Below are 25,824 nucleotides of genomic sequence, written 5' to 3'. Positions count from 1 at the left end.
CGTGCCGCAACGACATCCGCAACCCGCCCATCCGGCCGACGGCATTTACTTCGGGCTGATGTCGGGAACCAGCATGGACGGCGTCGACGGCGTCGCCGTGCGTTTCGAGACCGGCCGCGCGCCGGTCGTGCTCGCGGAAGCGTTCGTCGGCTTCGCGCAATCGCTGCGCGATGCGCTGTTCGCGCTGCAGCAGCCCGGCGACAACGAGATCGACCGCGAATCGGTCGCGGCGAACGCGCTCGTCGCGCGCTACGCGGTGTGCTGTCACGAGTTGCAGCGCACCGCCGGCCTGTCGCGCGACGAGGTGCGCGCGATCGGCGTGCATGGCCAGACGGTCCGACATCGTCCCGAGCGCGGCTACACGCGCCAGCTCAACAATCCGGCCCTGCTCGCGGAGCTTGCCCACATCGACGTGATCGCCGATTTCCGCAGCCGCGACGTCGCGGCCGGCGGCCACGGCGCGCCGCTCGCGCCGGCGTTCCACGCAACGATCTTCGGCGCGCCGGGCGAGACGCGGGTCGTCTGCAACCTCGGCGGCATCAGCAACATCACGATCCTGCCCGGCAATGGCGGCGACGTGCGCGGCTTCGATTGCGGGCCCGCGAACGCACTGCTCGACGCATGGGCGACGCGCCATCTCGGCAAGCCGTACGACGACGGCGGCAAGTTCGCCGCACGCGGCACCGTGCACGCGCCGCTGCTCGACGCGCTGCTCGACGAGCCGTACTTCGCCGCGCCGCCGCCGAAAAGCACCGGCCGCGACCTGTTCAATCCGGCGTGGCTCGACGCGAAGCTCGCCGGGTTCGCGCAGCTCGCGCCGGAACACGTGCAGGCCACGCTGACGGCGCTCACCGCCGTCTCGGTCGCCCGCGAAGTCGCGCAGCATGCAGCGGATTGCAAGGCCGTGTTCGTGTGCGGCGGCGGTGCCCGCAATCCGGTGCTGCTCGCCGCGCTCGCGAATGCGCTGCGCGAGGCCGGCGTGCCGGCGACGGTGGAGACGACCGCGGCGCTCGGCGTGCCGCCGCAACAGGTCGAAGCGCTCGCGTTCGCGTGGCTCGCATATCGCTTCACCGCGCGCCAGCCCGGCAACCTCGCGAGCGTGACGGGCGCCGCGGACGCGCGCGTGCTGGGCGCGCTTTATCCGCGCTGATGGCCGGCCGGGACGCGACGAGACGCAGGCCGCGCGCAGGCATAAAAAACGGGGCATGAAGCCCCGTTTTTCACTCCGGCGAACCGGACAGGATTTGTCGTGCGCTCAGACAGAGAACGACGAGCCGCACCCGCAGGTGGTCGTTGCGTTCGGGTTCTTGATCACGAACTGGGCGCCGTTGAGGTCGTCCTTGTAGTCGATCTCGGCGCCGACCAGGTACTGGTAGCTCATCGAGTCGATCAGGAGCTGGACGCCGTTCTTGTTCATCACGGTGTCGTCCTCGTTGACTTCCTCGTCGAACGTGAAGCCATACTGGAAGCCCGAGCAGCCGCCACCCTGCACGAATACGCGCAGCTTCAGGTCGGGATTGCCCTCTTCGTCGATCAGTTGCTTGACCTTGTCGGCCGCGGCGTCGGTGAAGACGAACGGTACCGGCATTTCGGTGGTCGTTGCTGCGGATTCGGTAACAGCGTTCATGCGAACTCTCCAAAAAGCTTTAGCCGCTATTGTAGGGCCGATCAGAAGATCGTGCTGATGTCCATGAAATCAATAGGTTCTTGTTGATTTCAGTAAAGGAAACGGCCCGCGGGACGCCGCCGCGCGGGCATAAAAAAACCGCCAGCGCGAATGCTGGCGGTTTTTCCGGCGGACGCCGCCCGAAAGCGGCGCGGCCATGAAGCGGAATTAACGCTTCGAGAACTGCTTTGCGCGACGTGCCTTGCGCAGACCAACCTTCTTACGCTCGACTTCACGTGCATCGCGCGTGACGAAGCCTGCGTTCGACAGCGACGGCTTCAGCGTCGCATCGTAGTCGATCAGCGCGCGGGTGATGCCGTGGCGCACTGCGCCTGCCTGACCCGTTTCGCCGCCGCCGTTCACGTTCACCTTGATGTCGAACGTCTGGCCGTGGTTCGTGAGTTCCAGCGGTTGACGCACGATCATCAGCGACGTTTCGCGCGAGAAGTAGTCAGCGATGGGCTTGCCGTTGACGATGATGTCGCCCTTGCCAGCCTTGATGAAGACACGTGCGACTGCGCTCTTGCGGCGGCCCGTGCCGTAGTTCCAGTTACCGATCATGTGGGCTCCCCTTAGATCTCGAGCGCCTTCGGCTGTTGAGCCGAGTGCGGATGCGTCGCTTCAGCGTAGACCTTCAGCTTCTTGATCATCGCGTAGCCGAGCGGGCCCTTCGGCAGCATGCCCTTGACCGCCTTCTCGAGCGCGCGGCCCGGGAAGCGTTCCTGCATCTTGCCGAACGTCGTTTCATAGATGCCGCCCGGGTAGCCCGAGTGACGGTAGTACTTCTTGTCCAGAGTCTTGTTGCCCGTGACCTTCAACTTGCTTGCGTTGATGATGATGATGAAATCACCAGTGTCGACGTGCGGGGTGAACTCAGGCTTGTGCTTGCCGCGCAGACGGCGTGCCACTTCGCTGGCAACACGGCCGAGAACCTTATCCGTCGCGTCAATCACGTACCATTCGCGCGTCACCTCATGGGCTTTTGCGGAAAACGTCTTCATGATCGATCCAAAAAAAATGCTTTGCCCGATGTGTTCTTCCTGCTTGTCTGTGTGCGCTTCGAGGCGCGGTGCAGGCTCTCCCTGTTCTTTTTCCGTGGGCATGAATGCGGAAAAGCCCTGAATTATAAAGGAAATACGGGAGCTCGGTCAAAAAGAATCCACGCCCCGTGCCGGCGACGCGTGAAATGGGCCAAAATTCGGTCGTGCCCCGATATCCCGGGCGAACCGAGCGCCCGGGGAGGCACCCATCGACGCGCGGCACCCGACCTTGCCGCGCCCGACCGGCCGACAACGGAAAAACAACAAACGAGCATGATGAAACAACGACTTACGCCCTTTCTCGCGGCCGCATTGCTGGCGGCAGCGACGCCTGCCGTCGCTGCCCGGGCCGGCTGCGAGGCAAAGCTCGACGCACTCGACGCCCGCATTGCCGACGCGCGCGACGCCCATGCCGAGGATCGCGTGGCCCGCCTGCGCGCGGTACGCGAACGCGTCCGCCATTTCTGCGCGCGCGGCCATGGCCACGCATCGGCCGCGCAGGTCCCGCCCACGGCCGCCGGTTCGACCGCCAGGCCAACCGGCGAGGCATCGCAAACGGCCGCACGACAACCCGCGTAGACGACGTCACGGCAACGCGTCACGACAGGCATCGGAACGCGCAAACCGCGCGCCGATGCTTGCATGGGACGAAAAAAAGCCCGAACGGCTGGTTCGGGCTTAATCCACCTTAGGAGGAGGGTGGAGGAGACATGCGGAGGTTGCCGCAGCGCGACAACCAATGAGGCTCATTATACGAATGAGCTGACGGTTTCACAAGAAAATTTGCATTGCGAAATCTATACCCACAATGTGGAACGAAGGGGATGTCACTCACCAAAGAGGACTTCTTCATTAAAATCAAATACTTAGAAATCAAAACCGCGGGCAGCAGTCCATCGCACCTAGAGCAAAACCCCTAAAAACAGCAGGGAAATCGACGCGCGACGCGCCGCGTGCGGCGGCGCGACGTTGCATGTCGTGCAGCGCATCAGCCGACCGTTGCGCTGCGGGCTACAATGCGTGATCGAATTCGAATCAGGCAACGCTGGAGTGCAAGCATGGAATGCAAAGTAAGCTGGATGGGTCAGGACGGCATGGCGTTTTCCGCCCAGACCGGGAGCGGGCACCTCGTCGCGATGGACGGCGCGCCGGAAGGCGGCGGACACAATCTCGCGCCGCGCCCGATGGAAATGGTGCTGGTCGGCACCGGCGGCTGCACCGCGTACGACGTCGTGCTGATCCTGAAGAAGAGCCGCCAGGAAGTCACCGGCTGCTCGGTCACGCTGAAGGCCGAACGCGCGAGCGAGGATCCGAAGGTGTTCACGAAGGTCCACTTCCACTTCACCGTCACGGGCCGCAACCTGAACCCGGCCACGGTCGAGCGCGCGATCAACCTGTCGCACGACAAGTACTGCTCCGCATCGATCATGATCGCGAAGACGGCCGAACTCACGCATTCGTTCGACATCGTCGCGGTCTGACAGCCAGTCGGCCATGCATGAAAAAAAGGGCCGGCGCTCCTCATGGAGCGCCGGCCCTTTCGCATTCGAGCGGCAAAGCAGGCCGATAAGCCGGATTCTGTGCACGCTGCACGCCGAAGCGCACCGCGCGTGGCAGCCATTCCTCTAGGCGCGCCATTGCTGACGCGCTCAAGCTTCCTACCCGCAGACGAGACGGGGGCCCCGTCCTGCATCCGAAAATGCGCGCCTGCCTACTTGGAATTGCTCCGGGTGGAGGTTACCGTGCCGGCGGACGTCGCCGTCGCCGCGGTGCGCTCTTACCGCACCGTTTCACCCTTACCTGATCCCGGCTTGCGCCGGGCCATCGGCGGTTTGCTTTCTGTTGCCCTGTTCCGCGTGTCGCCACGGATGGCCGTTAGCCATCACCCTGCCCTGTGGAGTCCGGACTTTCCTCGCCCCCGCCTGCCCGAAGGCGGCGAGGCCGCGACTGCCTGGCCTGCTTTGCGACGCGCATTCTAGCACTGCGCGCCGCCGCCGGCAGCGCGCGAACGGCGGCCGCTGCGGAAAACCGCCGGATCGTCGTAGAACGCGGGTGCGGCATTCGCGTCGCACCAGCCCGGCACGCCGAGCACCGGGAGCGGCGCGAAATCGCGGCTCGTCAGGTCGCGGGTCGCGAGCTCCGCGGCGATCCGCTCGTCGACATGCGCGGCACGCTGCGCGTCGGGCCACGAGAAATAGTCGTCACTCACTTCGACGATCCACGTGTGCGCGGTGCAGGACTTGTACGGCGCGACGAGCTTCTCGAGCAGCGCATGGCCGACAAGCCGCGCCTCGCAGCGCGTGCCCCACGCGTCGCGCGCCGCCACCAGAAGCTGGTGCCAGTTGAAGCCGCGCAGCGCATCGGCAAGCGCGCGGTCGGCCGTCACGAACAGCGCGGCGTTCTCGTCGAACAGCGTGAGCGCATCGCGCAACGTGCCGCGCACGGGACCGACGCCGCCCGCGGCGTCGATCGCCGCGGCCTGGCGCGCGTTCAGCGCGGCCTTGATGCGCGGATAAGCGAACCACACGAGCGCATTGAAGAAGTCGTGAAGATTGTGGCGGGTCGGGACGCCGCCCGTGTCGGCAATATGCGTTTCGTATGCGACGCCCGGCGGCAGCTCCGCCTGCGGCACGAAGCGCAGCGGCCGGCCCCGGCCGCTCGCCCGCTCACCGCCGCGCAGCGCCCCGTTCAACGCGTCGAGCAACGCGCCCTCGCCCGCGAGCGCCGCCGCCTGCAGCGCACAGCCGGGCGCCGCGTAGGGCGCAAGCCATGGCGCCGCCCAGTCGATCTGCGCGAATACCGCCGCCCCGCCGCCGGCCGTCGGGCCGGCTCCGCGCGGCGGCGTGCCGGTCACGCGAACTTCCAGCCGATCGTTTCGCCGGCGCGCAGCGGCACGACCGGCGTGTCGCCCGCGAACACCTCGAGCGGCAGTTCCCAGGTCTCGCGGCGCAGCGTGATCGACTCGGTGCTGTGCGGCAGCCCGTAGAAATCGGCGCCGAAGCGGCTCGCGAAGTTCTCCAGCTTGTCGAGCGCACCGGCCTGGTCGAACGCTTCCGCATACAGTTCGAGCGCGTGCAGCGCCGTGTAGCAGCCCGCGCAGCCGCACGCGGTTTCCTTCGCGCCGCGCGCGTGCGGCGCGCTGTCGGTGCCGAGGAAGAAGCGCGGGTTGCCCGAGGTCGCGGCTTCGACGAGCGCGACGCGGTGCGTTTCGCGCTTCAGCACCGGCAGGCAGTAGTAATGCGGGCGAATCCCGCCGACGAACAGCGCGTTGCGGCTGTACAGCATGTGCTGCGGCGTGATCGTCGCGCCGAGCAGGCCCGGCGCCGCGTCGGCGTCGCGCACGTAGTCGGCCGCGTCCTTCGTCGTGATGTGCTCGAACACGACCTTCAGGCCCGGGAAATCGCGGCGCAGCGGCGTCATTACGCGGTCGATGAACACCTTTTCGCGATCGAACATGTCGATCGCCGGATCGGTCACCTCGCCGTGCACGAGCAGCGGCATGCCCGTTTCCTGCATGACCTCGAGCGTCTTCGCGCACTTAGCGAGATCGCTGACGCCGTGATCGGAGTTCGTCGTCGCGCCTGCCGGATACAGCTTCACGCCATGCACGAAGCCGCTGTCGCGCGCGCGGCGAATTTCGTCCGGCGCCGTGTTGTCGGTCAGGTACAGCGTCATCAGCGGCTCGAACGCCATGCCCGCCGGCAGCGCGGCCAGGATTCGCTCGCGGTAGGCCTGTGCTTGCGCGGTGGTCGTGACGGGCGGCTTCAGGTTCGGCATGACGATCGCGCGGGCGAACTGGCGTGCCGTGTGCGGCAGCACCGCGGCCAGCATGTCGCCGTCGCGCAGGTGCAGGTGCAGGTCGTCGGGACGGGCGAGCGTGAGCGTCGCCGGAGAGGAAGCGTTCGAGGCAGTCATAGGAGGCGTCGTGAGGAACGGGCTGGCCATCTGCGGGGCCGGAACGCGCGTGCGCGGGCCGACTGACGGCAAACCGCAACACGAGGCCTTCGGCCGGCGGAATCCGCTTTTTACCGCTCAAGGCTCGGTGATATGCTAGAAGCCACATTGTACCGGGGTTCACCCGGTTGGTTACTCCCAGCTTTCGCCCCCGCCCCCAAGTAAAATGTGCCAACTTCTTGGAATGAACTGCGCCGCGCCGACGGACGTCACATTCTCCTTCACAGGTTTCGCGGCCCGGGGCGGGCTCACCGATCACCATGCCGACGGCTGGGGCATCGCGTTCTTCGAGGACAAGGCCTGCCGCCTCTTCATCGACCAGCAGGCGTCCGCCACGTCGCCGATCGCCGAAATGGTGAAGCGCTACCCGATCAAGTCCAAGAACACGATCGCGCACATCCGCAAGGCCACGCAGGGTCACATCCTGCTCGAGAACAGCCACCCGTTCATGCGCGAGCTGTGGGGGCGGCACTGGATCTTCGCGCATAACGGCGATCTGCAGGACTACGAACCCGATCTCGACGGCAGCGTCTACCACCCGGTCGGCACGACCGACAGCGAGAAGGCGTTCTGCGTGCTGATGCAGGGGCTGCGCGAAGCGTTCCCCGGCGCGCAGCCGCCGTTGCCGGAACTGTTCGAGCGCGTCGGCGAGCTCACGCGCCGCATCACCGATCACGGCGTGTTCAACTTCCTGATGTCGAACGGCCAGGCGCTCTTCGCGCACTGTTCGACGCGGCTGCACTACCTCGTGCGGCGCTGGCCGTTCTCGACCGCCCATCTGGTCGACGAAGACCTGTCGATCGACTTCGCGAAATACACGACACCCGAGGATCGCGTCGCGGTGATCGCCACGCAGCCGTTGACCGACAACGAAATCTGGACGTCGTTCGAGCCGGGCGAGCTGATCATGTTCCAGTGCGGCGACGTCGCCGCGCGGATGCAGATTCCGGTGCCCGAGCGCGTGCTCGAGAAGCTGCGCAACCCGGCGCTCGATGCGTCGGCGTCCGCGCCGTGCGGCGGTGTGCGACGCGAGGCGGTCGCGGCCGGCATCGCGGACGACGCCGACGACCAGATCGACTTCTAAGCGCGCCGCGCCGTCGGGCGCCGCCCTTCCCGCCTTCCGCTTGTGCGCGAGCGTCACGCTCCGGCGATTGCCGGCAGCAAGGTCTCGCCGCACGGCGTTTCACGGTTCATTCAGATCACCATCAAATACACGCGATTATCGCCAGGCAACGCCCGCTTTTATTTTATTAATTTTCGAGCGAAAATAATTCACCGGCAAAAAAACAATAAATCCCGATCGAAAGCGGATAATCCGGAAACCATATTTTAAAGCACGAACCAACCACCGACCGTGCGCTAACCCACCGACCGGACGATTCCGCCCGATCTATAGAGAACCCTGCCAAGCCGCGCCCACCAAGGCTTTCAGTTCGATTAACCACAGAATCCAGAAATACCGCCCAATACCGTTACCATCCCCACACATCTTGATTTTTCAAAAATCGACCTCCCCGTCGATCAGTAGACTCACCCCATCTTCGGTGTAACGAATCCCGATTGGCACTCCCCGCAGCCACGGCTGCCGCGCGTCCATTCGAACCCCGCATCACCGTGGAATGCGCATTCGCCGACTACGGCGAATACCACTTCAAAAAAAGAAAGAGGGGCTTGTCGTGAATCATTCATTTCGATCGATATGGAGCGAAGCCGCCGGGTGCTGGATCGCGGTTGCGGAGACGGCCCGCGCGCGCGGCAAGCGTGCGGGCAGCCAATCGGCCGCAAGCCGCCGTGCCGGCCGCACGGCGATCCTCCGCTCGCCGCTGCGCGTCGCCGCGCTCGGTGCCGCGCTGGCCGCGCTGTCGGCCGGCTCGGCGTACGCGTCGACCTGCGGTAACGGCTCGGCGGTCGCAAGCGGCGGCACTTGCGCGCTCGGCAGCGTCGGCCCGACCGTCAACGACAACCTGGCCGGTGCCACGACCGTGTCGGGCGGCGACACGATCGGCGTGACGGGTGCATGGACCGGCGCCGCCGGCGACCCCGGCTATACGCTCACGCCGATCGGCAATACCACCATCGTGTCGGGCAACCCGAATCAGCCGCTGCTGTCGCTCGGCGGCAAGACGCAAAGCGTCAGCACGCCCGACACGATCACGGGCACCCATGCGGCGATCGCCACGTACAACTCGTCCGCGTTCGCCGCGTCGACGGCCGGTTCGACCAACGTGCCCGTCTACCATGACGTGAACGGCAACCAGTACGTGAACCTGCGGATCGGCACCGTCGACAACACCGGCGGCACGCTCAACGTATCGATCGGCAATCCCGCGAATGCGCCCGACGCGCCCGGCAACGCAATCTCGATCGCGCCGAAGCAGACCGACCTCACCTTCGCGGACGGCACCGGCACGGCCAAGAGCGTCGTCAACTGGAATTCGCGCAACCAGGTCTGGCTCGGCACCGGCGACTATCTCGCGAACGGCGGTGCCGTCGGCAATCTCCAGCTCGACGTGCCGGCCTACGCGGGCACCTTCACCGCGTTCGACGGCAGCACGTGGACCGTCACCGACGCCGCGTCGCTCGCCGCGTACAACGACTTCCTGGTGCGCTCCATCCAGAGCGGCGCACTCGGCTCGCAGGCCGCGTACGACACCGCGTTCAGCCAGGCCGTCACGTTTTCGCAGGAAACCTTCCAGTACGCGAACCACGTGTCCGCCGGCGACAAGAACACGCTGCCGATCGATCATCTGTCGGCCATGCACGGCACCGGCGCGAACGCGACGCTGCAGATCGGCAAGGACGGCCAGATCGACTTCCGCGGCACCGACACGATCGTGTCGAGTTCGGCCGTCCTCGCGGAAAACGGCGCGCACTTCGTCAACGACGGCCGCCTGTCGGGCGACTTCACGCTGGTGCGCCTGCTGAGCGGCGCGAGCGGCGTAAACAACGGCACGATCTCGTCCGGCTACGCGTCCGGCGACAATGTCGACACGAGCAGCAGCGCGCCGCCCGACAACTTCGGCTTCCACGCGTACACCGAGGGCAACGGCGTGTACGCGAGCGGCACGGGCACCTCGTTCGTCAACAATGGCGTGATGAACGTCGGCGCATGGACGCTCGACGGCAACCGCCCGGACCTGCAGAACTACGCGGTGGCCGTGACGAGCGGTGCGAACGCGTCGAACGCCGGCACGATCAACGTCGGCGTCAACGCGACGACGCTCGACAGCCAGGTGATCGGCGGCTTCGCGGCCGGCGGCACGTTCGCGAACGCGGCCGGCGGCACGATCTATCTCGGCCGCGCGGCCCAGTACGGGCCGGGAGCGGCGACGAACGACGTCGCGCTGGCCGCGCATTCGTACGGGATCCTGCTCGGTGCATCGGGCACGGCCAGCAACCTCGGCTCGATCGTGATCGGCTCGCAGACGCAAAACGGCGCCGGGATGGCGAGCATCGGCTCGTCGTCCGGCACGCTGCTCAACGCGGGCACGATCGCCGTGAACGGTGCGGCAGCGGGCACGCCGTTCGCCAACGTCGGCATGCTCGCGGCGAACTCGGCCGCGACCGTGATCAACACGGGCACGATCACGCTGAACGGCGTGAACGGCATCGGCCTCATGGTGATCGGCACCGGCGCGACCGCGACGGCCGCGACGTCGACCGGCACGATCAACGTGGCCGGCGGTCTCGATCCGGCGTCGGACACGCGCAACTACGGCGTGTGGGCGGAAGGGCCGCGTGCGAAGGCCACGGTCGACGGCGCGCTCAACCTGACCGGCAACGGCGCGATCGGCGTCCATGCGCGCTCGGGCGCGACGATCGACGTCGGTGCCAACGCCGTGCCCGCCTTCATGTCGGGCACGAACCAGATCGGCTTCTACGCATACGGCGCCGGCTCGACGATCAACGTCGCCGCGCGGCACCTGAGCGTCGACACCGACGATTCGACGCTGTTCCGCATCGCGGGCGGCGCGACCTATACGGGCGCGTCGGCGGCCGGCACGCTGACGACCGACGTGAACGGCCAGCGCGCGCGCGGCGTGCTGGCGACGGGTGCCGGCACGACGTTGTCCACCGGCCACGCCACGTACAACGTCAACGGCGCGAACGGCATCGCCGTCGCGGTCGAAGGCGGCGCGACGGGCACGATCGACTCGGGCGCAACCATCGACCTGAATGCGACCGGCGCGACCGCGGGCACCGTCGACGGCCAGGCGCACGCCCTCACCGGCGCGAACGCGGGGACGCCGGTCGCGACGACGCTGACCAACAACGCGGCGGTCGCATCGTCGACGGCCGGCGTGACGGGCTTCGTCGCGCAAAACCTCGGCACGCTCGAGAACCGCAATACGGTGCTGCTGACCGGCGCCGGCTCGACCGGCGTCGTGGTCGGCACGCTCGGCACGGTGAACAACGCGTCGGCGATCCGCGTATCCAACGGCACCGGCGCGCTCGTGCAGGGCGCGTCGGCAACGCTGGCCAACGCGGGCACGATCGAGGCCGACGACGGCATCGCCGGCGTGCACCTCACGGGCAGCGGCGCGTCGGTTGCCTTGTCGGGCGCGGGCACGGTGGTCGCGAACGGAAGCGCCGACGGCGTGCTGATCGACTCGACCGTGTCGGGCGGCGGCATCGCAGCCGGCGCGACGTCGATCGCGACGGGCGGCAGCGGCAAGGGCATCGACAACCTCGGCACCAGCACGACGATCGTGCTGTCGGGCACACAGATCGGTACGGCCGGCAACGGCGCCGACGGGCTGTCGTCGACGGGCGCCGGCGCACGCATCGCAACCGATGCGGCGACCGCCGTGCGCACTGCCGGAGACAACGCGCGCGGCCTGTTCGTGACGGGTGCGGATTCGACGCTGGCCGCCAACGGCACGACCGTCGCGACGACGGGCGCGGGCGCGCATGCGGTCGTCGCCGGCAGCGGCGCGACCGCGCTGCTGTCGGGCGTGAAGGTTTCGACGGCGGGCGCGGCGGCCGATGGCGTCGTCGCGCAGAACGGCGGGCGCATCGGCGACACGGGTTCATCGATCGCGAGCGCGGCCGGCAACGGCGCGACGGTCGACGGCGGCGGCGTGCTCGCACTGACCGGCACGACGCTCAAGGGCGCGACGGCCGGCGTGCTGAGCACCGACACGCTCGGGACCGGCGCGACGAGCGCGGTGCTCGTCGACGGCGGCAGCGTCGCGTCCGTCGCCGGGCCGGCGTTCGCCGCGCGCGGCGGCACGGCCGACATCGCGGTGCGCAACGGCACCGTCGTGACGGCCGGCAACGGCACGCTGCTGGATCTCGCGAACGGCAGCACCGCGACCTTCACCGCATCGGCCGTGAATCTCGCCGGCGACATCGTGTCCGACGCGTCGAGCACGGGCAACGTGTTCCTGACGAACGGCACGACCCTCACCGGCAAGATCGATCCGGTCGCGCTGAACGTCGACGCCACCAGCACGTGGCACATGACGGGCAGCTCCGTGCTGAGCAGCCTGAACAACGCAGGTCTGGTCGCATTCGCCGCGCCGTCCGGCGCGCCGACGGCGGCAGGCAGCTACCGGACGCTGACGACCGGCAGTTACGTCGGCAACGGCGGCACGATCGCGCTGAACACTTTCCTCGGCGCCGACGCATCGCCGACCGATCGGCTGATCGTGAACGGCGGCACCGCGACCGGCACGACGGGGCTGAAGATCGCGAACACGGCCGGCACCGGCGCGCAGACCACGGGCGACGGGATTCCGGTGGTCGTCACGGCCAACGGCGGCACGACTGCCGCATCGGCATTCCATCTCGCGGGCCCGGTGCAGGCCGGCGCATACGAATACCGGCTCTACCGCGGCGGCCAGAGCGACGCGAACGGCTGGTACCTGCGCTCGCAGCTCGATCCGACGGATCCCGGCGATCCGGTCCATCCGTCGGGCGGCGGCGATGGCGGCGGAAACGGCAACGGCGGCAATCTCGCCTATCGTCCGGGCGTTGCAGGCTATGCGATGACGCCGCTGCTGAACGCGGACTACGGCTTCTCGACGCTCGGCAAGCTGCACGAGCGCGTCGGCGACATCTACAACCTCGAGAGGCAGGCGCCGGGCAACCGCGACGGCGTGTGGGGCCGCATCGGCGGGCAGAGCCTCGATGCGAACGCGGGCCGCTTCGCGGCCGACGAGCGCACGTTCTTCGCGCAATTCGGCAAGGACTGGACGCTCGATCAGGCACCGGCCGGCGGCAGCACGCATGCGGGCGTGACGGCAAGCATCGGCATCGCGAACGCGAGCTTCAGCGACATGGCACGCGCCGGCACGCCGGGACTGTCGACGTCGACGGGCTCGGTCGAGATGCACGCGCAGAGCATCGGCGGCTACTGGACGCGCTATCTGGCCGACGGCACCTACTTCGACAGCGTCGGCCAGGTCACGCACTACGGCAACCGCTATCGCGACGGCTACGGCAACGACGCATCGCAGAACGGCTTCGGCATCGCACTGTCGCAGGAGGTCGGCAAGCCGTTCGGGATCGGCGGCACGCCGATCGCGGTCGAGCCGCAGGCGCAGCTGATGTATCAGTATCTGAAGCTGAACGGCTTCAACGACAACGTGTCGGCCGTGTCGGGCACGACGAGCAATGCGTTGCGCGGCCGCGTCGGCGTGCGCATCTTCCGGCCGAACCTCGACGCGAACGCGGGCGGCGGCGCCGCGACGCCGTACTTCACGGCGGACGTGCTGCACGACTTCCTGTCGCCGGGCCAGACCGTGGTCGGCGGCACGCCGTTCGCGACGCACCTGGGCCGCACGTGGTACGAGCTCGGCCTTGGCGTGACCGCGGGCTTCGGCAAGTCGGGCGAGTTGTACGCGAACGTGAAATACGCGCGCAACATCGGCGGCGATTACCGGCGCGGCGTCACCGGCCAGGTCGGCTACCGCTACAGCTGGTAACGCGCGGTGCCGGGATCCGTCCGCCGCCAGCCGCGGCCGACGGGCAACCGGCGACGGGCAACCGGCGAAAAAAAACCGCCCGGCGCTCGGCCGGGCGGTTTCGCTTCCCGCGTGCGCGAAGCGCGCGACGCGACATCGCTCAGTGCAGGATCTTCGCGAGAAAGTCCTTCGCGCGATCCGACTTCGGATTCGAGAAGAAATCGTCCTTGCGGTCGTCCTCGACGATGGCGCCCTTGTCCATGAAGATCACGCGATGGGCGACCTTCTTCGCGAAGCCCATTTCGTGCGTGACGACCATCATCGTCATCCCTTCCTGCGCGAGCTCCACCATCACGTCGAGCACCTCGTTGATCATCTCCGGGTCGAGCGCGGACGTCGGTTCGTCGAACAGCATCGCGATCGGATCCATCGACAGTGCGCGCGCGATCGCGACCCGCTGCTGCTGGCCGCCCGACAGCTGGCCCGGAAACTTGTGCGCATGCGCCTTCAGGCCGACGCGATCGAGCAGCTTCATGCCCTTCTCGGTCGCTTCGTCCTTGCCGCGGCCGAGCACCTTGATCTGCGCGAGCGTGAGGTTCTCGGTGATCGACAGGTGCGGGAACAGCTCGAAGTGCTGGAACACCATCCCGACCTTCGAGCGCAGCTTCGACAGGTTCGTCTTCCTGTCGCCGACCGACTGGCCGTTCACGAGGATCTCGCCCTGCTGGAACGGCTCCAGGCCGTTCACGGTCTTGATCAGCGTGGATTTACCCGAGCCGGACGGACCGCACACGACCACCACCTCGCCTTTCTTGACCTCGGTCGTGCAGTCGGTGAGGACCTGAAACTGGCCGTACCACTTCGAAACGTTCTTGATGGAAATCATCTTGTGACCTTTTTCTGGAGACCCTTGACGACAGCAGACGCCAACGAGCAAATCACGAAATAGCATGCACCCGCGAACAGGACCATCTCGACGGTCGTGCCGTCGCGATCGCCGATGTTGGCGGCCGTGCGGAAGAAGTCCGCGAGACTGATCACGTACACGAGCGACGTGTCCTGGAACAGGACGATCGCCTGCGTGAGCAGCAGCGGCACCATCGCGCGGAACGCCTGCGGCAGGATCACGAGGCGCATGGCCTGCCCGTAGTTCATGCCGAGCGCGAACGCGGCGTTCACCTGCCCGCGCGGCACCGCCTGGATACCGGCGCGGATGATCTCGGAATAATACGCGGCTTCGAACAGCGAGAACGCGACCATCGCCGATGCAAGCCGGATGTCGATCGTCGGCGACAGCCCGAGCACGCCCTGCAGCACCTGCGGCACGATCAGGAAGAACCACAACAGCACCATCACGAGCGGGATCGAGCGGAACACCGTGACGTAGCCTTTCGCGAACCACGCGAGCGGCTTCACGCCCGACAGCCGCATCAGCGCGAGCAACGTGCCCCAGACAATGCCGACGACGATCGCGATCAGCGTGATCTTGAACGTGACGATCGCGCCCGACCACAGCGTCGGTATCGCGCCGGGAATACTACTCCAGTCGAACTGATGCATCACTTGCCTCCGATGTAGCCGGGCAGCCGCGTGCGGCCTTCGATCCAGCGCATGAACGCCATCACGACGAGGTTGATGACCACGTACGCGAGCGTCACCGCGATGAACGACTCGTAGGTCTGCGCGGTGTAGTCGACGAGCTGGCGCGCCTGCGCGGACAGGTCGAGCAGGCCGATCGTCGACGCGACGGCCGAGTTCTTGAAGATGTTCAGGAATTCGGACGTGAGCGGCGGCACGATGATCCGGTATGCAACCGGCAGCAACACGTAGCGGTACGTCTGCCATTGCGTGAAGCCCATCGCGAGGCCGGCCGCGCGCTGGCCCTTCGGCAGCGCGTTGATCCCCGAGCGCACCTGTTCGCACACGCGCGCGCCGGTGAACAGGCCGAGACAGACGATCGACGCGGTGAAGAACTGCGTGCCCGGCGGCAACTGCTTGATCCAGGTGCCGATCGACGCGGGCAACAGTTCCGGCACGACGAGGTACCAGACGAAGAACTGCACGATCAGCGGAATGTTCCGGAAGATCGACACGTACACGGTACCGATCGCGGACAGCCATTTGTTCGGCACCGTGCGCAGCACGCCGAACAGCGAACCGACGATCAGCGCGATGACCCAGGCGACGAGCGACACCTCGATCGTCACCCAGAAGCCGGACATCAGCCATCCGAAATAAGTCGTCGGCTCGCCGGTCGAGACGGGGCTCAGGAAGATGCCCCAGTTCCAGTGGTAAGACATGGGCAAGACTCCAGCAAAAAGAAACGGAAGAAGCGTGGCCTCTTCCGTTTCAGTAGCGTCATTTCTGCTTCAACGGCCGCGTGGTCAGTCGAGCGCCTTGTCGTTCGGGTTCGCGTACAGCTTCTTCATCGAATCGGACAGCGGGAAGTTCAGGTTCAGGCCCTTCGGCGGGATCGGGTTCTCGAACCACTTCGCGTAGATCTTCGCGGCTTCGCCCGACTTCTCGACTTGCGAGATCGCATCGTCGACGACCTTCTTGAAGTCGGCGTCGCCCTTGCGCATCATGCAGCCGTATGCCTCTTCCGACTGCGGCGTGCCGACGATCACCCACTCGCCCGGCTGCTTCGCCTTCGCGCGCTCGCCCGCGAGCAGCGCGTCGTCCATCATGAACGCGACCGCGCGGCCCGATTCCAGCGTGTTGAACGAGTCGCCGTGGTCCTTCGCGCTGATGATGTTCATGCCGAGCTGCTTGTCGTTGTTCATCTTGCGCAGCAGGCGCTCGGACGTCGTGCCGGCCGTGGTCACGACCGTCTTGCCCTTCAGGTCGCCGAAGTCCTTCACGCCGGAATCCTTCTTCGTCATCAGGCGCGTGCCGATCACGAAGATCGTGTCGGAGAACGCGGCCTGCTGCTGACGCTCGACGTTGTTGGTCGTCGAGCCGCACTCGATGTCGACCGTGCCGTTCTGCACGAGCGGGATGCGGTTCTGCGACGTCACCGGGATGTTCTTCACCTGCAGGTTCGGCAGGTTCAGCTTCTTCTTCACCGCGTCCACGATCTTCATCTGGAATTCGCGCGAATAACCGACGACCTGCTGGTTCTGGTCATAGTAGGAGAACGGAATCGACGATTCGCGGTGGCCCAGCGCGATCACGCCCGTGTCCTTGATCTTCTTCAGCGTGCCGGTCTCCTGTGCATGCGCGCCGCTCGCGAACGCGCAAAGCGCCGCGACCATCAGGACTGCCTTCTGGTATTTCATTTTGGTCATCTCCTTGGCTAAAACCCGCGCCAGTGTATCAAAGTAATATTTTTGAAAGTACTGGTTGTTTACCGCACTACGAATCGTCGTGTACGAAGCCGTCCTCCCGGCTTCGGGCGCCCTCTCGCGGCGCCTGAATGCACACGCGGGCGATGCCGGATTCGGCACCGCCCGCGAGGGTTCATGCATGCAATCGGGTGGATTGCGTCATGCTTTCGTCATAGTCGGCCGATCGAATCGGCAACGACCGATCAGGGATACAGGCCGCGCATTTCGCGCGCCATCAGGATGCGCTTGCACGCAACGATGAACGCCGCCGTACGCACCGACACCTTGTGCTCTTCCGCGACCGCCCACACGCCGGCGAACGCTTCGCGCATCACGCGCTCGAGACGGTGGTTGATCTCGTCTTCCGTCCAGAAGAAGCTCGAGAAGTCCTGCACCCACTCGAAGTACGACACGGTCACGCCGCCCGCGTTCGCGATCACGTCGGGGATCACGAGCACGCCGTTCGCGCTCAGGATGTCGTCGGCCGCCGTCGTCGTCGGGCCGTTCGCGCCTTCGACGATGATCTTCGTGCGGATCTTCGACGCGTTCTTCTCGGTGATCTGGTTTTCCAGTGCCGCCGGGATCAGGATGTCGGTCTCGACCGTCCAGAACTCGTCGTTCGGCATCGGTTCCGCGCCCTCGAAGCCCGCGACGCCGCCCGTGCGTGCGACGTGGTCGAGCAGCTTGTTCGCGTCGAGGCCGGCCGGCTGGTAGATCGTGCCCGTGTGATCCTGCACCGCGATCACCTTCGAACCCGCTTCCTGGAACAGCTTCGCCGCGATGCCGCCGACGTTGCCGAAGCCCTGCACGGCGATGCGCGCGCCTTCGATTTCCAGGCCCTTCTTCTTCGCCGCTTCGCAGCCGACGACGAACACGCCGCGACCCGTCGCTTCCTTGCGGCCCAGCGAACCGCCGAGCGAGATCGGCTTGCCGGTCACGACGCCGGTCGACGTCTGGCCCTGGTTCATCGAGAACGTGTCCATCATCCACGCCATCACCTGTTCGTTGGTGTTGACGTCCGGTGCCGGAATGTCGGTGTTCGGGCCGATGATGATGCCGATTTCGCTGGTGTAGCGACGCGTCACGCGCTCGAGCTCACCACGCGACAGCTTGCGCGGGTCGACGCGGATGCCGCCCTTCGCACCGCCGTACGGCACGTTCACGGCAGCGTTCTTCACCGACATCCATGCCGACAGCGCCATCACTTCCGACAGCGTCACGTCCTGGTGGTAGCGCACGCCGCCCTTGCCCGGACCGCGCGACACGTTGTGCTGCACGCGATAGCCTTCGAAGTGCGCGACGGTGCCGTTGTCGAGCTCGATGGGCACGTCGACGATCAGGATGCGCTTCGGACGCTTCAGCGTTTCCAGCCAGCGCGACAGCGAACCGAGGTACGGTGCGACGCGATCGACCTGCTGAAGGTAGTTGCCCCACGGGCCGAGATCGTCGGCATGAAGGTAGGACGGGATGGACTGCAGTTGCGAAGACATGGACGCTCCAACGTTCAACGGATTGCGCACATTGTCGAAAAACCCGTTTTTTTTATCCAATGCCGTTTGCTTATTCGATTATGCGTTTCTTGCATGATCGTGATTTTTCGCAAATCCGCGGTCGATTTGCGCAAGAACGCGCGCGATCGGGCGCGCATCGAGTCGGCGAAGGATCGTCGGGCAAATGCGCGGAACGCCCGCCGGACGGCCGTCCGACAAGCGCGGCAAGCGCGTTGTCAGCCGCTCGCACGATCGGCCGGGTTAACCGCCGACGGTTAACCGGCGGTTTCGCGCAGCTCGTCGCGCACGACTTCCCACAGCGCGCGCACGAGCTTCTGATGCGGATCGTCGCCTTGCAGCGCGAGCTTGTCGCAGTACAGGCGGATCTCCATCGTCAGCGTGAACGGGTGGGTGCCGCCGCGCGCGGACCGGTCGAGCCGGATCAGGCGGCCGCTCGCCACCGCGTCCTCGACGGCGCTGTGCGGCAGGAACGCGACGCCGTGGCCGGCAAGCGCCATCGCCTTCAGCCCTTCGGCCATGTCGGTCTCGTACACGCGATCGAGGAACAGCGACGTCGGCGCGTTCGCGATGATGACTTCGGTCATCCGGCCGAGATACGCGTTCGGCGTATACGACAGATACGGCACGCGCGCATCGGCCGTGCCCGGCAGCGTGTAGCGCGGCCGGCCCGCGCGGCCCGGCGCCGAAAATGCGCTGATCGGCTCGCTGCCGAGCACGAGCATGTCGTAGCGGGCCGGATCGAGCGCGACCGGATGGCTCGGGTGGTGATAGCCCATCACGAGATCGCAGCCGCCCTCGACGAGCGACAGCACGGCGTCGTGCACGTTCAGCGCGCGCAGCCGCGTGTGGACCTGCCCCATCTTCGCCTCGATCCGCTGCAGCCAGCGCGGAAAATACGTGAGCGACAGCGTGTGCGGCACCGCGAATTCGATGGTCGGCACCGGCGCACCGACGTGGCCGCGCAGCAGCGTGCGCGCCTCGTGCGCCTGCGACAGCATCGTCAGCGCCTGCTCGTAGAAGATCTGCCCGGCCTGCGTGAGCCGCGTCGGATAGACCGAACGATCGATCAGCTCGGTCGCGAGCCATGCCTCGAGCGCCTGGATGCGCCGCGAGAACGCGGGCTGCGACACGTGCCGCAATTCGGCGGAGCGGCTGAAGCTGCGCGTTTCAGCGAGCGAGACGAAGTCTTCGAGCCATTTCAGTTCCATGCGGGCGGGCGCGGCGGGCGGCAGTCGGGAGGAAGCCAGCATTCTACCGGGCGGCGGGCGGCGGGCCGTCCGGGTCGCCTCCGGTAGCCCGGGCGGCGTCCACCGGCACCGGAACCGCACCAGCCGCGCCGGCGCCTGCCCGCAGGCCGCTTGCGCGCGCCCGGGCGCCGCATGCCGTGCGGATCGTCCACGGCGGCGGCAGTCGCGCCGGTTCGGCCGGGATCGCCCCGCGCCAATGGTAAAATGCCGGATTCTCCCCCCTCGTTCGCACCGGCCCCCAAGGCCACGCCCGACCATGTCCGACACTCGTCCCGATACGCTTTTCGCCCTCACCGCGCTCTCGCCCATCGACGGCCGCTACGCCAGCAAGACCGAAGCGCTGCGCGACTGGCTCTCCGAAGCCGCCTTCATGCGCCACCGCGTCACCGTCGAGGTGCACTGGCTGATCGCGCTGTCGCGCGCCGGCTTCGCGGAAATCCCGCGCTTCTCGGAAGCCTCCGAACAATTCCTGCTGCAGCTCGCCGAGCGCTTCACCGCGCACGACGCCGCACGCATCAAGGAAATCGAGCGCGTGACGAACCACGACGTGAAGGCCGTCGAATACTGGCTGAAGGAATCGGTCAAGGGCCAGGCCGAACTCGAGAAGGCCAGCGAATTCATCCACTTCGCGTGCACGTCCGAAGACATCAACAACACGTCGCACGGGATGATGCTCGCCGGCGCGCGCGAGCACGTGATCGTGCCGGCGCTGCGCACGGTCCACCAGCGCCTCGTCGCGCTCGCGCATGCGCTGGCCGACCAGCCGATGCTGTCGCGCACGCACGGCCAGCCGGCCAGCCCGACGACGCTCGGCAAGGAACTCGCGAACGTCGCCGCCCGCCTCGCGCGCGCGATCGCGCGCATCGAGAAGGTCGAGATCCTCGGCAAGATGAACGGCGCGGTCGGCAACTTCAACGCGCATCTGTCCGCGTATCCGGAATTCGACTGGGAAGCGTTCTCGCGCGACGTAATCGAGAACCGCCTTAAGCTCACCTTCAACCCGTACACGATCCAGATCGAGCCGCACGACTACATGGCCGAGCTGTTCGACGCGGTCGCACGCGCGAACACGATCCTGCTCGACCTCGACCGCGACGTGTGGGGCTACATCTCGGTCGGCTACTTCAAGCAGAAGACGAAGGCCGGCGAAATCGGCTCGTCGACGATGCCGCACAAGGTCAACCCGATCGACTTCGAGAACTCGGAAGGCAACCTCGGCCTGGCGAACGCGACGCTGCGCCACCTCGCCGACAAGCTGCCGGTGTCGCGCTGGCAGCGCGACCTGACCGACTCGACGGTGCTGCGCAACATGGGCGTCGCGCTCGGCTACTCGCTGCTCGCGTACGACTCGCTGATCCGCGGCCTCGACAAGCTCGAAGTGAACCCGCAGCGTCTGAACGAAGACCTCGACAACTGCTGGGAAGTGCTCGCCGAGCCGGTGCAGACGGTGATGCGCCGCTACGGCATCGAGAACCCGTACGAGCAGCTGAAGGAACTGACGCGCGGCAAGGGCATCACGCGCGAGGCGCTGCAGGAATTCGTCGGCACGCTGGCGATCCCGCAGGACGCCAAGGACCGCCTGCTCGCGATGACGCCCGCATCGTACATCGGCAAGGCCGTCGAACTCGCGAAGCGGATCGCGTAAGCGCCGCCGCGCCAACGCAAAACGCCCGATGCATCGTGCATCGGGCGTTTTTGTTTGTCGGGCCGACGATCGGCGCCGCCCGATCAGAACGAGATCATCTTTCCCGGATTGAGCGCCGTCATCACGCTCATCGCCGCCTTCGCGGCGGGAATCGCGATCGGCGACAACTGCCGGCCGAGCGGAATCTCGCGGTGGTCGATGCCGGTCAGCATCGAGAAATCGTCGTTGCGTCCGACGAAATCGTCGCAGATCGCCTTGCCGATCCGCACCGTCTGCGCGACGCCGTGCCCGCTCCAGCCCTGCACCATGTACATCGGCACGCGGCCGTCGGTCTTGCGGCTGTCGGTCGCGCCGTTCAGCGTGAAATCGCTGACGCCGCTCCAGCAGTAGTCGAGCGCGAACCGGCCGTCGACTTGCGGGAACACCGAATTCAGCCGCGTCAGCAGATACGCGTTGACGTCGGGCTGCGCCCAGCACGTGCCGGTGCCCTGCCCGCCGAACAGCAGGCGGTTGCCGCGCACCGGCCGGTAGTAGTCGATCTGGAACTGTGTGTCGTACACCGGCATGCCGGCCGGCATCAGGGTCGAGACGTCGACGTCGAGCGGCGCCGTCACGCTCACGTATGTGAAAAACGGCACGGTGGTCGCGGCGCCGTCGTCCAGCAGACGGAACGTCGTGTTGTGCAGCGCGAGCACGACGCCGCGGCGCGCGGTGATTGTGCCGCCCGGCGTCGTCGCGACGACGCCCGCGGGCGTTTCGTCGAGCTCCAGCACCTCGGTGCCCTCGTGCAGCACGCCGCCGTTGAGCCGGAAGCCATGCACGAGGCCGCGCACCAGCGCGAGCGGATGAAGCTGGCCGCCGATCGCGTCGATCGCCGCGCCGTGATACAGCCCCGAGCGCACGTATTCGTCGTGCAGTTGATGGCGGCCGACGAGCGTCACGCCGGCGTCGCCAAGATGGCGGCGTGCGTCCGCGCCGTCGAGCAGCGCGCTCATGTGGCCCGGGTGGACCGCCGCCGTGACGTGGCCGCGCTTGCGATCGAGCTCGAGCGCGTAACGCGCGCCGATCGCATCGATCAAATCCATCGATTCGACCGACGCGAAGCGCCACAGCCGCTTCGCGTCGTCGTGCGACAGATGGTCGATCATGTCGGCCGCCTCCCAGCGCGCGAGGCCCGGCGTGAGCTGGCCGCCGTTGCGGCCCGACGCCGCGGAGCCGACGTGATGCTTGTCGACGAGGATCGTGTCGACGCCGGCTTCCGCGAGATGCAGTGCGGCCGATGCGCCGAGCAGCCCCGCGCCGATCACCAGCACGTCGCACACCGCGTCGTGCGCAAGCGGCGCGCTGTTTTCATGGCGCGACAACGACGCCTCGTACCAGTTGGCCGGGCGCTCGCCGTCGTAGCGGGACGGCTCGCACCAGTTCCAGTTGTCCTTTTCGATATTCAGTTGCGTCTGGTCGAAACGCGATTCTCCCTGGATCAGGGGTTTGTGATTGGAAGTCATGATTGCACTTGCATGGTCTTGGGCCGCCTGTCGAAGGGCCGTGAGGCTTCGCGGGTGGGGCAGCCGGTTCCACTTGGGTGTCAACGAGATAAAGGGCGCGATGGCCCGTGTTGACGGCAGGCACGCTCGTGTCTGCCTGGATCCCGGACCGTGCGAAAGCACGCATTGAAAGGTGCCGGGACACCCAATTTCTACACCGCAGAAATAATTCTACAGCGTAGAATATGCTTTCGTCAAGATTACAACGGCAGCCATCCCGCTTCCATGAAAGACAAACCCGCCCAAGGCCCGCGCGGCCTCGACAAGGACGCGATCGTCGCGGCTGCGCTCGCACTGCTCGAAGAGGTCGGCGAAGCCGCGTTCAGCGTGCGCAAGCTCGCGCAGTCGGTCGGCTGCGACCCGATGAGCGTGCTGTATCACTTCAAGTCGAAAGAGGGCCTGAGCCGCGCGATCGCGAACGCGCTGTCGCGCTCGCTCGTGCCGGTCGACCCTTCGCTGCCGTGGCGCGAGCGGCTGCGCGATCTCGCCCGCCAGTACCGCGCGCTCGCGCTGCGCCATCGCGCCGCGTTCGCGCTGCTGCAGCGTCACATGAGCACCGGGCCGGCCGATCTCGCGCACATCGAGACCGTCCATCGTGCGCTGGCCGATGCCGGCATTGCGCGCAGCGCACTGCCGTCGCTGTGCGTCGGCTGGTATGCGAGCGTGATCGGGCTCGCCGCCGCCGAGGCCGGCGGCCTCACGCGGCCGGCGAACGAGGTCGAGCTCGCGGAAATGAACGCGCTGTCCGACACCGCGCACCCGCTCGTCAAATCGGCCGCCCCGCTCTATGCGCAACTCGACCCGGCGGCCGTGCACGACACGATGCTGGAGGTGCTGCACGACGGCATCGCGCAGTACGCCCGCGCAAGCTGAGCAGCGCCTCACGCTGACGCCGCCGCCAACGAAAAAGGCGCCCCGGGGGGCGCCTTTTCCGCTGTTGCATGACGATTGCCGCGAACCGCGCTCAATGCTGCTGCGCGAGGCCGATCTTCGTCATCACTTCATCGACGATCTGTTCGGGCGTCAACTCGATGCTGACCACGATCGCTTCGTCAGGGCCCGGTTCCTCGAGCGTGTCGAGCTGGCTCTTCAGCAGCGACGGATCGAAGAAATGGCCGGTGCGGGTCTTCAGGCGCTCCTGCAACACCTCGAACGTGCCCTTCAGATACACGAACCGCACGTCGGTGTCGGTACCGCGCAGCACGTCGCGGTACGACCGCTTCAGCGACGAGCAGGTGAACACGGCGGTCTCGCCGGCACGCTGCTTCTCCTCGATGGCCGCGCGAATCGTGCGCAGCCACGGCCAGCGGTCGTCGTCGGTCAGCGGAATGCCGTTGTGCATCTTTTCCTTGTTCGCCGCGCTGTGAAACGCGTCGCCGTCGGTATAGCTGCACGACAGGCGTTCCGCCAGCATTTCGCCGATTCGCGATTTGCCCGCGCCCGACACGCCCATTGCGATCAGAATCATTGACTACCCCTTGTTACAAAACCAGGCTCAGCAGCAGCGTAAAGCTCAGACCGAGCACCGAGATGATGGTTTCAAGCAGCGACCAGGTCTTGAACGTCTGGCCCACCGTCATCCCGAAATATTCCTTGATCAGCCAGAAGCCGCCGTCGTTCACGTGCGAGAAGATCAGCGAGCCCGAGCCCGTCGCGAGCACGAGCAGCTCCGGACGAACCGCCGCGCCCGACGCCGCCGCGATCGGCGCGACGATGCCGCAGGCCGTCGTCATCGCGACCGTCGCCGAGCCCGTCGCCAGGCGCATCAGCGCCGCGACGAACCAGCCGAGCAGCAGCGGCGACAGGTGCGCGTGCTTCGCGGTCTCGACGATCTGCTGCGAGATGCCGCTGTCGCGCAGGACGCCGCCGAAGCCGCCGCCCGCACCGACGATCAGCGTGATGCCGGCGATCGGCGCCAGGCACTCGCCGCAGAACTTCTGGATCTGGTCGCGGTTGAAGCCCTGCAGCTTGCCGAACGTGAAGAAGCTCACCAGCACGGCGATCAGCAGCGCGACGTCGGAGTTGCCGGCAAAGCGCAGCAGGTTGTTCGGCAGCGACTTCGGCGCGAACACCAGATCGGCCCAGCTGCCGACGAGCATCAGCACGACGGGCAGCAGGATCGTAAACAGCGTGATGCCGAAACCCGGCAGTTCGCGCGTGCGGCCGTCCGTGCGCGTATCGACGAACTGCGCGGCGAGCGGGTTGTTTTCCGGCAGCTTCACGAACTTCGAGATCATCAGCGCGAACAGCGGACCGGCGATGATCGCGGTCGGCACGCCGACGATCAGGCCGAACGCGATCGTCTTGCCGATATCGGCGCCGTATTGCTGAACGGCGAGCAGCGCGGCCGGGTGCGGCGGGATCAGCCCGTGCACGACGGACAGGCCGGCCACCATCGGCAGGCCGACGACGAGCAGCGACTTGCCGGTGCGTTTCGCGACGTTGAACGCGATCGGGATCAGCAGCACGAAGCCGACTTCGAAGAACACCGGCAAGCCGACGATGATCGCGACGAACATCATCGCCCAGTGGATGTTCTTTTCACCGAACCAGTCGATCAGCGTGGTCGCGATCCGTTCGGCGCCGCCCGATTCGGCCATCATCTTGCCGAGCATCGTGCCGAGGCCGACGACGATCGCGATGTGGCCGAGCGTGCCGCCCGTGCCCGTTTCGAACGACTTGACGATCTTGTCCATCGGCATGCCGACGACGAGACCCAGCCCCAGCGAAACGATGATCAGCACCAGGAACGGGTAGATCTTGAAGCGCGCGATCATCAGGATCAGCGCGGCAATCGCGATCAGCGTGAATACGAGCAGCATGCTGCCTTGGACAGCCCCCATGTGGCACTCCTCCTTGGATTGTTCGAAACCGGGCGAGTGGTTGCGAGTATGCCCGGCTATGCAGGTCTCCGAAACACGGGGGGTACCCACCCCGTCAGGACGCTGAATTTTACTTATCTTTAAGGTTCGCGGATAGAACC

General features: G+C 66.5%; 21 protein-coding genes and 1 other RNA gene. 7 read left to right on the top strand and 15 right to left on the bottom strand.

The features are described from left to right. Position 1 precedes the first annotated feature (1 nt). The gene (locus tag WS51_RS13750) at positions 2 to 1,150 is read left to right on the top strand and encodes an anhydro-N-acetylmuramic acid kinase (RefSeq protein ID WP_059451992.1); all 1,149 of its coding nucleotides are present in this window, start codon (positions 2 to 4) and stop codon (positions 1,148 to 1,150) included. Positions 1,151 to 1,255: 105 nt separating this feature from the next. Here the strand turns inward: WS51_RS13750 and erpA are convergent, their stop codons facing one another. From erpA to rplM, 3 genes are all read right to left on the bottom strand, one after another. Continuing rightward, positions 1,256 to 1,627: an iron-sulfur cluster insertion protein ErpA gene (gene erpA, locus WS51_RS13745; protein WP_059451991.1), complete on the bottom strand. Its 372-nt coding sequence runs from the start codon at positions 1,625 to 1,627 to the stop codon at positions 1,256 to 1,258. Between the two features lie 207 nt (positions 1,628 to 1,834). Further along, the gene (gene rpsI, locus WS51_RS13740; protein ID WP_011883283.1) at positions 1,835 to 2,227 is read right to left on the bottom strand and encodes a 30S ribosomal protein S9; all 393 of its coding nucleotides are present in this window, start codon (positions 2,225 to 2,227) and stop codon (positions 1,835 to 1,837) included. Positions 2,228 to 2,238: 11 nt separating this feature from the next. After that, positions 2,239 to 2,667 carry a 50S ribosomal protein L13 gene (gene rplM / locus WS51_RS13735; protein WP_009687896.1) on the bottom strand — a complete coding sequence of 143 codons (429 nt, stop codon included), beginning with the start codon at positions 2,665 to 2,667 and terminating at the stop codon, positions 2,239 to 2,241. A 312-nt stretch (positions 2,668 to 2,979) separates the two neighbouring features. On the opposite strand from rplM, the gene WS51_RS13730 reads away from it, so the two are divergent. Next, positions 2,980 to 3,285 (top strand): DUF1090 family protein, encoded by a 306-nt coding sequence (locus WS51_RS13730; RefSeq protein WP_059451990.1) that lies wholly within the window; start codon positions 2,980 to 2,982, stop codon positions 3,283 to 3,285. Positions 3,286 to 3,722: 437 nt separating this feature from the next. Then, positions 3,723 to 4,187: an OsmC family protein gene (locus WS51_RS13725; RefSeq protein ID WP_081053242.1), complete on the top strand. Its 465-nt coding sequence runs from the start codon at positions 3,723 to 3,725 to the stop codon at positions 4,185 to 4,187. A 70-nt stretch (positions 4,188 to 4,257) separates the two neighbouring features. Here WS51_RS13725 and rnpB read toward each other — a convergent pair. From rnpB to pyrC, 3 genes are all read right to left on the bottom strand, one after another. Beyond that, an RNA gene (gene rnpB / locus WS51_RS13720) (RNase P RNA component class A) lies at positions 4,258 to 4,669 on the bottom strand. Between the two features lie 12 nt (positions 4,670 to 4,681). Then, complete coding sequence (locus WS51_RS13715) at positions 4,682 to 5,560, bottom strand: DUF3025 domain-containing protein (protein WP_069229319.1); 879 nt, start codon at positions 5,558 to 5,560, stop codon at positions 4,682 to 4,684. Beyond that, positions 5,557 to 6,621, bottom strand: a complete 1,065-nt coding sequence (gene pyrC / locus WS51_RS13710; RefSeq protein ID WP_059506928.1) for a dihydroorotase — start codon at positions 6,619 to 6,621, stop codon at positions 5,557 to 5,559. Before pyrC ends, WS51_RS13715 begins: the two co-directional genes overlap by 4 nt. 205 nt (positions 6,622 to 6,826) lie before the next feature. Between pyrC and WS51_RS13705 the strand changes: the two genes are divergently transcribed. Both WS51_RS13705 and WS51_RS13700 read left to right on the top strand, forming a co-directional pair. Further along, entirely contained in the window at positions 6,827 to 7,744 is a 918-nt protein-coding gene (locus WS51_RS13705) for a class II glutamine amidotransferase (protein ID WP_069229318.1), read from the top strand. A gap of 592 nt (positions 7,745 to 8,336) precedes the next feature. After that, on the top strand, positions 8,337 to 13,589 hold the full coding sequence (locus WS51_RS13700) for an autotransporter outer membrane beta-barrel domain-containing protein (RefSeq protein WP_069229317.1): 5,253 nt from the start codon (positions 8,337 to 8,339) through the stop codon (positions 13,587 to 13,589). Positions 13,590 to 13,728: 139 nt separating this feature from the next. On the opposite strand, the gene WS51_RS13695 is transcribed toward WS51_RS13700, so the two are convergent. The 6 genes from WS51_RS13695 to WS51_RS13665 all read right to left on the bottom strand — a co-directional run bounded on the left by WS51_RS13695 (position 13,729) and on the right by WS51_RS13665 (position 19,613). After that, positions 13,729 to 14,454 (bottom strand): amino acid ABC transporter ATP-binding protein, encoded by a 726-nt coding sequence (locus WS51_RS13695; RefSeq protein WP_059451984.1) that lies wholly within the window; start codon positions 14,452 to 14,454, stop codon positions 13,729 to 13,731. Beyond that, on the bottom strand, positions 14,451 to 15,128 hold the full coding sequence (gltK, locus tag WS51_RS13690) for a glutamate/aspartate ABC transporter permease GltK (protein WP_059451983.1): 678 nt from the start codon (positions 15,126 to 15,128) through the stop codon (positions 14,451 to 14,453). The genes WS51_RS13695 and gltK overlap by 4 nt, the downstream gene beginning before the upstream one ends. Next, the gene (locus WS51_RS13685) at positions 15,128 to 15,868 is read right to left on the bottom strand and encodes an amino acid ABC transporter permease (protein ID WP_059451982.1); all 741 of its coding nucleotides are present in this window, start codon (positions 15,866 to 15,868) and stop codon (positions 15,128 to 15,130) included. Before WS51_RS13685 ends, gltK begins: the two co-directional genes overlap by 1 nt. Positions 15,869 to 15,952: 84 nt before the next feature. After that, positions 15,953 to 16,846, bottom strand: coding sequence for a glutamate/aspartate ABC transporter substrate-binding protein (locus tag WS51_RS13680; protein ID WP_059507003.1), 894 nt, complete (start codon positions 16,844 to 16,846; stop codon positions 15,953 to 15,955). Between the two features lie 251 nt (positions 16,847 to 17,097). Then, complete coding sequence (locus WS51_RS13675; protein ID WP_059451980.1) at positions 17,098 to 18,384, bottom strand: Glu/Leu/Phe/Val family dehydrogenase; 1,287 nt, start codon at positions 18,382 to 18,384, stop codon at positions 17,098 to 17,100. A gap of 275 nt (positions 18,385 to 18,659) precedes the next feature. Continuing rightward, the gene (locus tag WS51_RS13665; RefSeq protein WP_059451978.1) at positions 18,660 to 19,613 is read right to left on the bottom strand and encodes a LysR substrate-binding domain-containing protein; all 954 of its coding nucleotides are present in this window, start codon (positions 19,611 to 19,613) and stop codon (positions 18,660 to 18,662) included. Between the two features lie 295 nt (positions 19,614 to 19,908). Here WS51_RS13665 and purB point away from each other — a divergent pair, with 295 nt between their 5' ends. Next, on the top strand, positions 19,909 to 21,297 hold the full coding sequence (gene purB, locus WS51_RS13660) for an adenylosuccinate lyase (RefSeq protein ID WP_059506924.1): 1,389 nt from the start codon (positions 19,909 to 19,911) through the stop codon (positions 21,295 to 21,297). Between the two features lie 83 nt (positions 21,298 to 21,380). On the opposite strand, the gene WS51_RS13655 is transcribed toward purB, so the two are convergent. Continuing rightward, on the bottom strand, positions 21,381 to 22,802 hold the full coding sequence (locus tag WS51_RS13655; protein WP_059506923.1) for an NAD(P)/FAD-dependent oxidoreductase: 1,422 nt from the start codon (positions 22,800 to 22,802) through the stop codon (positions 21,381 to 21,383). 264 nt (positions 22,803 to 23,066) lie between these two features. Between WS51_RS13655 and WS51_RS13650 the strand changes: the two genes are divergently transcribed. Next, on the top strand, positions 23,067 to 23,714 hold the full coding sequence (locus WS51_RS13650; RefSeq protein ID WP_059506922.1) for a TetR/AcrR family transcriptional regulator: 648 nt from the start codon (positions 23,067 to 23,069) through the stop codon (positions 23,712 to 23,714). A gap of 91 nt (positions 23,715 to 23,805) precedes the next feature. Here WS51_RS13650 and WS51_RS13645 read toward each other — a convergent pair whose 3' ends face one another. Together WS51_RS13645 and WS51_RS13640 are read right to left on the bottom strand one after the other, a co-directional pair. Beyond that, positions 23,806 to 24,309, bottom strand: coding sequence for a gluconokinase (locus WS51_RS13645; RefSeq protein WP_059451974.1), 504 nt, complete (start codon positions 24,307 to 24,309; stop codon positions 23,806 to 23,808). Positions 24,310 to 24,322: 13 nt separating this feature from the next. Next, complete coding sequence (locus WS51_RS13640; protein WP_059451973.1) at positions 24,323 to 25,684, bottom strand: GntP family permease; 1,362 nt, start codon at positions 25,682 to 25,684, stop codon at positions 24,323 to 24,325. Positions 25,685 to 25,824 lie beyond the last annotated feature (140 nt).

This window comes from Burkholderia territorii (assembly GCF_001718335.1).
GTDB classification, from domain to species: Bacteria; Pseudomonadota; Gammaproteobacteria; order Burkholderiales; family Burkholderiaceae; genus Burkholderia; species Burkholderia territorii.
Note: the sequence above shows the minus strand (reverse complement) of the source record. Positions and strands in the feature narration are given on the sequence as shown.

Coding starts and splice junctions, on each gene's coding strand:
- WS51_RS13655 (WP_059506923.1), bottom strand. CDS start 22,802: ATGACTTCCAATCACAAACCCCTGATCCAGGGAGAATCGCGTTTCGAC.
- WS51_RS13685 (WP_059451982.1), bottom strand. CDS start 15,868: ATGTCTTACCACTGGAACTGGGGCATCTTCCTGAGCCCCGTCTCGACC.
- WS51_RS13680 (WP_059507003.1), bottom strand. CDS start 16,846: ATGAAATACCAGAAGGCAGTCCTGATGGTCGCGGCGCTTTGCGCGTTC.
- WS51_RS13640 (WP_059451973.1), bottom strand. CDS start 25,684: ATGGGGGCTGTCCAAGGCAGCATGCTGCTCGTATTCACGCTGATCGCG.
- WS51_RS13675 (WP_059451980.1), bottom strand. CDS start 18,384: ATGTCTTCGCAACTGCAGTCCATCCCGTCCTACCTTCATGCCGACGAT.
- WS51_RS13705 (WP_069229318.1), top strand. CDS start 6,827: ATGTGCCAACTTCTTGGAATGAACTGCGCCGCGCCGACGGACGTCACA.
- WS51_RS13730 (WP_059451990.1), top strand. CDS start 2,980: ATGATGAAACAACGACTTACGCCCTTTCTCGCGGCCGCATTGCTGGCG.
- WS51_RS13725 (WP_081053242.1), top strand. CDS start 3,723: ATGCGTGATCGAATTCGAATCAGGCAACGCTGGAGTGCAAGCATGGAA.
- purB (WP_059506924.1), top strand. CDS start 19,909: ATGTCCGACACTCGTCCCGATACGCTTTTCGCCCTCACCGCGCTCTCG.
- pyrC (WP_059506928.1), bottom strand. CDS start 6,621: ATGACTGCCTCGAACGCTTCCTCTCCGGCGACGCTCACGCTCGCCCGT.
- WS51_RS13665 (WP_059451978.1), bottom strand. CDS start 19,613: ATGGAACTGAAATGGCTCGAAGACTTCGTCTCGCTCGCTGAAACGCGC.
- WS51_RS13695 (WP_059451984.1), bottom strand. CDS start 14,454: ATGATTTCCATCAAGAACGTTTCGAAGTGGTACGGCCAGTTTCAGGTC.
- erpA (WP_059451991.1), bottom strand. CDS start 1,627: ATGAACGCTGTTACCGAATCCGCAGCAACGACCACCGAAATGCCGGTA.
- gltK (WP_059451983.1), bottom strand. CDS start 15,128: ATGCATCAGTTCGACTGGAGTAGTATTCCCGGCGCGATACCGACGCTG.
- WS51_RS13645 (WP_059451974.1), bottom strand. CDS start 24,309: ATGATTCTGATCGCAATGGGCGTGTCGGGCGCGGGCAAATCGCGAATC.
- WS51_RS13650 (WP_059506922.1), top strand. CDS start 23,067: ATGAAAGACAAACCCGCCCAAGGCCCGCGCGGCCTCGACAAGGACGCG.
- rpsI (WP_011883283.1), bottom strand. CDS start 2,227: ATGATCGGTAACTGGAACTACGGCACGGGCCGCCGCAAGAGCGCAGTC.
- rplM (WP_009687896.1), bottom strand. CDS start 2,667: ATGAAGACGTTTTCCGCAAAAGCCCATGAGGTGACGCGCGAATGGTAC.